Below are 7,970 nucleotides of genomic sequence, written 5' to 3' on the forward strand. Positions count from 1 at the left end.
TGTATTGAACTGTCTGACACAGTGCCCGATCGGGTTTACAGCAGCCATTCTCTGATCCGAGGCTTGATGAATGCCGGAGGTTACTGGCAAGAAGCGATTTCAGCCCTCAAAACGCACGAATCTCTGCTCGAAGAACTGATCAAAAATCCGCCCGCGACTATCAGTTCTGTGTTGACCCTGCGGATGCTGGTTGTCAACTACTTTTTCTCCTACTTTCGCGACGAGCCACAGCGCAATCGCTGGCTACAAAATCAGGTCGTAGAGATTTGCAGAACCCAAATGCAGTCACGCTATCAAGAACGGGTCGATCGCTACCAGCAGCGCCACTCACTCAAACCTCAAGCCGCGACGAAACCAAAACTCAAAATTGGCTATATTTGTCACTGCTTTTATAGCCACTCGGTCGGTTGGTTAGCCCGATGGTTGATGAAATATCACGATCGCGATCGCTTTGAGCTATATCTCTACTTCGTCAACTACAAGCAGATGAACGACTCCCTCCAGGCGCAGTACGTTGAAGTCGCTGACTATGCGCGTCTGATGGAGACCAGTAGCCTTGACATTGCTGACCAGATTTCTCAAGACGACATCGACATTCTTATCGACTTAGACAGCATTACTTTAGACATTACCTGCGAAGTGATTGCCCTCAAACCTGCCCCTGTGCAAGTGACTTGGCTGGGGTGGGATGCGTCAGGAATGTCTACGATCGACTACTACATCGCTGACCCTTATGTGTTGCCCCAAGCGGCTGATGAGTATTACGTCGAGAAGATTTGGCGGCTGCCTCAGACCTACGTTGCGGTCGAGGGGTTTGAGATTGGCCTTCCGACGGTGAGGCGCGATGAGTTAGACATTCCTGCCGATGCGGTGGTTTTTTTGAGTGCCCAACGGGGCTACAAGCGTCACCGAGAGACGGCAAAACTGCAAATAAAAATTCTCCGGCAGGTGCCCAACAGCTACTTTTTGGTCAAAGGATTAGCCGATCAAAAAGCCGTCCAGACCTTCTTTCAAGAACTTGCTGACGAGGAAGGTGTGGCGTTCGATCGCTTTCGGTTTCTCCCCAACGTCGCGTCAGAAGCCATTCATCGGGCCAATTTGGCGATCGCTGACATCGTTCTCGACACCTTTCCCTACAATGGCGCAACGACCACGCTCGAAACTCTCTGGATGGAAATTCCGCTAGTCACAAGAGTGGGCAACCAGTTTGCCGCCCGCAACAGCTACACCATGCTCAAAAATGCAGGCATCACAGAAGGCATCGCCTGGACGGATGCAGAATATGTAGAATGGGGCGTTCGTTTGGGGCAAGATGCGGCTCTACGCCAACAAGTTAGCTGGAAGCTGAAACAATCCAAACACACTGCGCCACTGTGGAACGCAAAACAATTTACCCGTGAGATGGAAAACGCCTACGAACAGATGTGGGCAATCTACGTTGAGTCTGGGGTTAAACCGAGATTAGACATTAGTCAGACATTAGATAGACACTGACATAGACCCTGGACTTTAGATTTTCTTTAAATAGGGCGTTCTTCTTATGAGAATTTTGGTAGTCACAAATCTCTATCCGCCGCAGATTTTGGGGGGCTATGAACGATCGATCGCTGACTTTGCCAGATTGTTTCAACATCAAGGACACCGGGTTTTAGTTCTAACAAGCGACACCCCAAGTTTTTCGGCTTCTCATCCCAGTCAATACACAGAACCCACGATCGAGCGTTGTTTCTCACTTCTAGGTGAATGGACTTCTCAAGGGCCAAAGTGGCGATCAGAAGAATTGCTGGATGCGATCGTGAGTCAAAATCAAGCCGTTCTTGCTCAACATCTACAGTCCTTTCGTCCTGATGTTTGTCTGGCGGGCAATCTCGATTTTTTGCAATACGATACTGAGATTTTAGGGCAGTTGTTAGCCGCAAACGTACCTGTTGCTCATTACTTAATGAATGACAAACCCAACTATGAGGCCGACCAAACCCCATACCAATCAACGTTTCGGCTGATCACCTGTAGCGATTGGGTCAGAAAAAATCTGCAAGCGGCGGGATATCCAACTGAGACAACGAAGACGATTTATCCTGGTGCAGAGGTTGAGGCCTTTTATCAAGCAAAATTGCCCCAGCGCGATCGTCTTCATATTGCCTACGCGAGTCTGGTGGCTCCTTATAAGGGCGCAGATGTGCTGATCGAGGCTTTATCGATGCTTCAGGAGATGGGCGTTGAATTTAGGGCAACGATCGCAGGGGGTTCTCTCCAGCCTGATTTTGTCGAAGCCCTGAAACGGTTTGTTCAGTCAGAAGGAATGCAAACGGTGCAATTTGTGGGCGCGCTGTCTCGACAAGACCTGATCGAACTGTATCAAACCCACAATGTCTTGGTGTTTCCGTCCCGCTTCCCAGAACCCTTTGGTATCAGTCAGATTGAAGCAATGGCAGCCGGGTTAACGCTGGTCACAAGTGGCACCGGGGGCGCTCAAGAAGTCGTTGCAGAACCGGGAAAGGACGGCCTGCTATTTGAGTCAGAGAATCCGTTTGAACTGGCAGAAGTGCTATCGTCGCTGGTGAACGATCGAGAAAGGTGGGGAGCGATCGCCCAAGCGGGACAACAACGCGCCCTTTCAAAATTCAGCCAAATCACAGCCACCGAACAACTCGAAGTCGTTTTGCTAGACCTGATGAATGTCAGAAATGTCGGATAAAGTCTTTTCGTTGCGGTGTTCAGCACTTCTGCCCCCCAAACTGCCAATTCTGAGAGACTTTCAGACAAGATCTCTAGTTTCAAAGTCCCAGCGGGAATTTAGGAGGCGTTTTTGAACAGAAAATCGCGGCGAAGGATTTGATCAAATTCACCTGCAATCAAGGCTTTTGAGAGGTCACATCACAAGCTGTCTCGACTGGCTCAGGGGGCAATAGCGCGACGACATGGGGCACCGGACGCGGCGTGTAGCCCATCATCGATTCGCCCTGGTAAGCCAGAGACGCACTCGCCCCCGAATCAAGCATGATCGCATCTCGCAAACCCGCCCCACTCAGCGCTTCCCCAAATTTGACCGAGTTGACATAATCGCCAGAAACGCCCACAACCGGACGATCAGCCCAATCTACGCCCCAAAAGGCCCGATCGCGTTCTGCATCAAATCCATATAGCTTGCCAAAGGATTGAGCGTCTTGAGGCTGCCCGTCTTTAACCAACCAACCCGCCGCAACAAAAGCATCGGTCAACCCAGGCAGTTCGGCTTCCATCGCAGCTTGTGTGTTGTGACGGGTGTGGTCAAAGGGAATAAACTTCACCGTGTTGGCGTTGATCAAGACCAGGGGACGGTTTTTCAGCAACGGCAGTTCTTTGGGATTTCCTGGCACAAACTTTCCTGTCTTTTGGCTAAAAACGGGGCCAATCATAATATTGGAATCCACCGATTCGAGTGAGAAAAATCCGCCATCGACGGCCGCGATCGCACTCGTCCCCTCAATAATTTCAGAAACCTGGTAGCGGCTGTCTGCGTGAATCGTGATCGGTCTGCCACCCGATGCAAAAATTAGCGGCACTTGGCTAGAAGTCTTGCGAGTCAATTCCACGGGGGCGTAGAAGTTGAGGGCGCTGTTGCCCAAAAAGGTGAGCGGCGGGCCACCATCGGCTTTTTCGATGACTTGAGCTAACTCAGACTGACCAATGCGATCGATGGTCAGCAAATTTTCTGAATCTTCTGCAAACCGAGTTTCTTCGTCATTCATTGTCCAGGCGGCTTCGTACCCAGCTTGCTGAATGCCTTGCTGCACGCGATCGTCATTTTTGCCCGATGGGTAGACAAAATACTTGATCGCTTGTCCCAGTTCTTTCTCTAGCGTACTTTTTGACTCGACCAGTTCTTTTTTGAGTTGCTCATCAGACAGCGCCCGCAAATCGAGAGGATGGGTCACGCTGTGAGAAGCGATCGTTACCAACGGGTCAGCAACCATTTCGCGCAGTTGCTCCCAGGTGACACTCGATCGTCCCTTTGTCGTCCCGACTTTGGCAGGGTAGATCGCAAACGCAGCCGGATAGCCGTACTTCTTTAACAACGGATAGACAAATTTGTAGTGACCCTGATAGCCGTCGTCAAAAGTCAGAACGATCGGTTTTTTGGGCAGCGGGATTCCCGTCTTTAAATGCTCGACAAGCTGATCCAAACTAATCGGAGTCAGCCCATTTTTTTGAATCAACTGCAACGCAGACTCAAACTCTTCGGGCGTAACGTCAAAGAAAACTTGCTTTTCGGCAATGATGTCGTGATACATCATCACCGGAACTTTTGCCAAACGCGCCCGCCCGTGAATTTGAGGAAACGGAGGAGCCGAGAGCTTGTCTTTCCAGCCGGGGGCAAGGGGTTCTAAACTGCCGCTCGAATTAGCATCGCGAATCGAACGATCGCCGATCGCGGTAGCCGCTTGATAGCCCAGCGAGTTGCCTTGACGACACAAAGACTTCAGCGAAATGTCAAAGCTAGAGAGAATCGGGGAGAATGTTTTGGCAGCTAGAGGATTTAATCCGGCAAGGTTGAACAGTGGCACCTGAGACATGCCATTCACCAGTAGCCGATTTGACGATGAGACGGTGAGGGCGATCGTCAGCACAAAGAGCGGAAGGCTGATGAGAATGAATCGGTTCCATCTGGATTTTAGCGGCCCGCGTTTTAAAGGAAGAAACTTTGTCCAGCGAGAAAAGTTCATAATCAGTTTCAGCAACTTCACTGCTAGATCTAACTGATTTTGGGGCGATTTTGAGGTGCTATGGGTCACATCGCCCAAATCTTTTCGATCAAGTCAGTAAATTGGCGTAATTTGCACTGCGCTGACAAGATTCGATGAATTTGTTGAAAACCTTACGGATTTACGATCGCCTCAATTTCCTCGATCGCAATGGGTTTGTTGGCTAAATCCGGAACTTCTACCACGATTAAATACCCTGTAAAGTTTCGTCCACCCGTCGCTGTGAGCACATTCAAAATTTTGGGCATGTCTGCCTGCTGAAGTTGCCCGGTCTGATCATAAAGTTCTAAAGCCGAGAGACAGCCGATCGTCGGATTCCACCCAGCGCTTGCGGGATAGCGACTGTTGTTGGTAAAAAAAGTGGGCGCTTCTCCACTGCCATGAATTCTAAATAGCCCGCGACCCACTCTCCCTGCCCAATAGCTTTGCTGCATCGCCAGATCATTGCGCCACGAAGGAGGCAGAAGCGATCGATAGGCTGACAATCCGCGAATCTGACCGGGACGATCGGGCAAGAACGCTTTCACTCCCGGCTCAGACGGCACAAACAAATTGACCAGTGGAAAGGTGCCATAGGCTCTAAAAAATTCGGTATCTGGTTGAGGAATGCTGCCCTCGATGCGATAGATGCCTTGAGGCGTTTGCCCACGAGTAAAGATGCTGGCTAACCCATGTAGCGATCGCGTCAATAGTGGCGCTGACCACAATTCCCCTTTTTCTCGCACAAACTGACCGCGACGATCTTTTAGAACCGTTTGGCAGAGCGTACCGCGATCGGGGCGACAGATTACATACATGTGAAGTTGACCAGGCGCGATCGTCCAGTTGAGCAAATCTTTGAGGGGTGGAGTCACGCTGGGACGATCAAGGCTTTGCAGCGTTGTGAATAAATGCGGATTGTTGCGCCATTGAGGAAAGCGTTGTTGAAGACGATCGCTCCACTGTTTGCGAGGTTCACGCTCTGCACCGCTCTGCGCCAAAGCTGACAGCGACATCGCCGCCCATTCTGCGTTGCTGCTCCGTTCAATGGTTTGCTGAAACTGCTGCTGGATGCTTTCGTACTGAGTCGGATTGCTCAGATAAAGCTGAGTGCCCACCTGCATCGCCATTTCGATCGTTCTGCTTTGAGCGCTAGAAAGTCCCCGTCGAGTCGTGAGCGAGAGAATCTGAGCGATCGTCTTGTCAACTACGGCGGATTGAGGTTCGGTGATCGCAGTTGACCAGAGGAGATTGCGCCAGTAGCGTTCGTTTGCGTCGGTGACGGGGTAGCGGGTGAGGTCGTAGCGATCGGGACGAATCTGCTGTACCTGCTGTTCGCGCTGTTTGACTCTAGCGGCGGCGGTAGCTTGAGGCACGATCATTTGAGGTTGGGCAGGCAAAGCAAACAAGATTGCTGCGCCCATTAGTAGGCTCCCCAGCGTGTTCAAACTCTGCTGGGACGGTCTCAATTGCGCGTTCATGGTGGTGAATTTTGGTCATTGTCACAAAGTCCATCTGCGCTCACACCTTTTTTGACGAGAATTCAATTCCATCTTTCGCTTTGCTTGCGACTCTGAGAACGCCTCCAAATTCCCACCAGTCAGGAACTTTGAACCAGAGATCTTTTCTGAAAGTCCGCCAAAATTGGCAGCTTGGGGGGCAGAAGTGCTGATTAGCGAAGCGAAGGACTCGGATCGAATTCACCTTTAAAACAACTGCCTTCCGGTCAGTGGCTCATCATTCTAATCCTCAAAGTGGACAGAAAGTAAAAACTTTCGATCGCAACTCGCTATCTCTACAAAAAACTCAACATTCCGCAATTTTGATGAGGGCAATGGTTAAAAGTAAGCCATCGGATCGACAGGCTCCCCGGCTTGCCGGACTTCAAAGTGCAAATGTGGCCCGGTTGAGAGTCCGGTTGAGCCAATGGCGGCGATCGGCTGTCCTCGTTCGACCGACTGCCCTTCTGAGACGTAGAGTTCGCTGGAGTGTCCATAAAGGCTGGTGATATTGTTGCCGTGGTCGATGATTACTGCGTTTCCATAGCCGCCGTACCAGCCCGCAAAAATCACGACTCCGCGATCGGCCGCTCGAATCACACCCCCATAGTCCGCTCCAAAGTCAACCCCCGAATGAAAGCGCTGATAGCCCAAAATCGGGTGCACTCGCCACCCAAAGCTGCTCGTAATTTCGCCATCACTGGGATAGCCCATCACGCCCGTTCCCAGCACTACAATGCCGTCTTTGGCACGGGCTGCGGCGACTCGTTTTTGAATCAGTTCACCAATATTTTTAGAATCTTGAGCCAGTTGCGCTTCGGCGGCTTCGAGGGCAGTGCGATCGCTCTTTAATCGCTCCACGACTTGTTTTTGATAATCAGCCTGTGCCTCAAATTCTGATTTTTGAGCGAGTAGCTGTTGAGTCAGGAGAGCAATGTCGTTTTTTTGCTGTTCGATCTGGCTACGCTTGCGATCGAGGCGATCGGCATCCGTCTTCAGGCTAGCGAGAATTTTGCGATCGGCTTGAAAGATCCGCTTGAGTTGATAGCGGCGATCAAGAAAATCATTCAGATTGCGACTTTGCAACAATACCGCCCACCCGCGACTTCCTTGCTGACGCTGAAGAAACTGAAGGCGAGAAATTGTCGAACTTTGGCGAGTGCGATAAATCTTCTCGGTCGCTTCTAGCGAAACTTCTAGCTTTTTGAGTTGCTGAGTGGCCGTGTTGAGTCTGGCTTCGCCGAGTTGAATCTGAGCCGCCGTCGCCTGAATATTTTTGCGAAGTCCTTTGAGGTTGGTTTGGGCAGACTGTTCGAGTTTTTGTAAGCGATCGCGCTCTTTTTGAATCAACGATCGCTGTTGATCAATCTGTTGCTGCTGCTGTTTGAGCGCGTCCACTTCCTGACTGACTCCCGGTTGAGCAAACAGCCATACCGCAAAGCTCAAGCAAATCACTCCCAAGAGAATGACCCACTTAAACCGCCGAATTTCTGTTGTTTTAGGCAACCAGGTCAGCATTCTTCACCAATGGCGCAAGACAAGACACCATTATCTCCATAGATGCGATTTCAGCAAGCCTGGATTAAAGTGAGTCGCCTTGCTGAATAAATTTCTCGCATCATCACAGAAAGACCTGTACCTCATCCCTTGATTAAAACGATCGCAGGAACTTTGAAGATAACTACTAGAAAATTGGGCGTTGCTGAACAAAGGGATGAATCAAGTGAGTACGGGTATTGACCAATAC

General features: G+C 50.5%; 5 protein-coding genes. 2 read left to right on the plus strand and 3 right to left on the minus strand.

All coding sequences use genetic code 11. The features are described from left to right. Both ACJ2PR_RS34115 and ACJ2PR_RS34120 read left to right on the plus strand, forming a co-directional pair. A partial coding sequence (locus ACJ2PR_RS34115) for an O-linked N-acetylglucosamine transferase, SPINDLY family protein (RefSeq protein WP_446880376.1) occupies window positions 1-1,494 on the plus strand: 1,494 nt, incomplete at its 5' end. A 46-nt stretch (window positions 1,495-1,540) separates the two neighbouring features. Then, window positions 1,541-2,698, plus strand: a complete 1,158-nt coding sequence (locus ACJ2PR_RS34120) for a glycosyltransferase family 4 protein (RefSeq protein ID WP_446880377.1) — start codon at window positions 1,541-1,543, stop codon at window positions 2,696-2,698. Between the two features lie 157 nt (window positions 2,699-2,855). Here ACJ2PR_RS34120 and ACJ2PR_RS34125 read toward each other — a convergent pair whose 3' ends face one another. The 3 genes from ACJ2PR_RS34125 to ACJ2PR_RS34135 all read right to left on the minus strand — a co-directional run bounded on the left by ACJ2PR_RS34125 (window position 2,856) and on the right by ACJ2PR_RS34135 (window position 7,741). Further along, window positions 2,856-4,706, minus strand: a complete 1,851-nt coding sequence (locus ACJ2PR_RS34125) for a polysaccharide deacetylase family protein (protein WP_446880378.1) — start codon at window positions 4,704-4,706, stop codon at window positions 2,856-2,858. Between the two features lie 152 nt (window positions 4,707-4,858). Then, window positions 4,859-6,205 (minus strand): hypothetical protein, encoded by a 1,347-nt coding sequence (locus tag ACJ2PR_RS34130; RefSeq protein ID WP_446880379.1) that lies wholly within the window; start codon window positions 6,203-6,205, stop codon window positions 4,859-4,861. Between the two features lie 357 nt (window positions 6,206-6,562). Continuing rightward, window positions 6,563-7,741 carry a murein hydrolase activator EnvC family protein gene (locus tag ACJ2PR_RS34135; protein WP_446880380.1) on the minus strand — a complete coding sequence of 393 codons (1,179 nt, stop codon included), beginning with the start codon at window positions 7,739-7,741 and terminating at the stop codon, window positions 6,563-6,565. Window positions 7,742-7,970: the final 229 nt, after the last annotated feature.

This window comes from Phormidesmis sp. 146-33 (genome assembly GCF_052939515.1).

What these genes read in the sequence shown, in the direction of transcription:
- ACJ2PR_RS34130 (WP_446880379.1), bottom strand. Translation starts at nt 6,205, where the DNA reads ATGAACGCGCAATTGAGACCGTCCCAGCAGAGTTTGAACACGCTGGGG.
- ACJ2PR_RS34120 (WP_446880377.1), top strand. Translation starts at nt 1,541, where the DNA reads ATGAGAATTTTGGTAGTCACAAATCTCTATCCGCCGCAGATTTTGGGG.
- ACJ2PR_RS34125 (WP_446880378.1), bottom strand. Translation starts at nt 4,706, where the DNA reads ATGAACTTTTCTCGCTGGACAAAGTTTCTTCCTTTAAAACGCGGGCCG.
- ACJ2PR_RS34135 (WP_446880380.1), bottom strand. Translation starts at nt 7,741, where the DNA reads ATGCTGACCTGGTTGCCTAAAACAACAGAAATTCGGCGGTTTAAGTGG.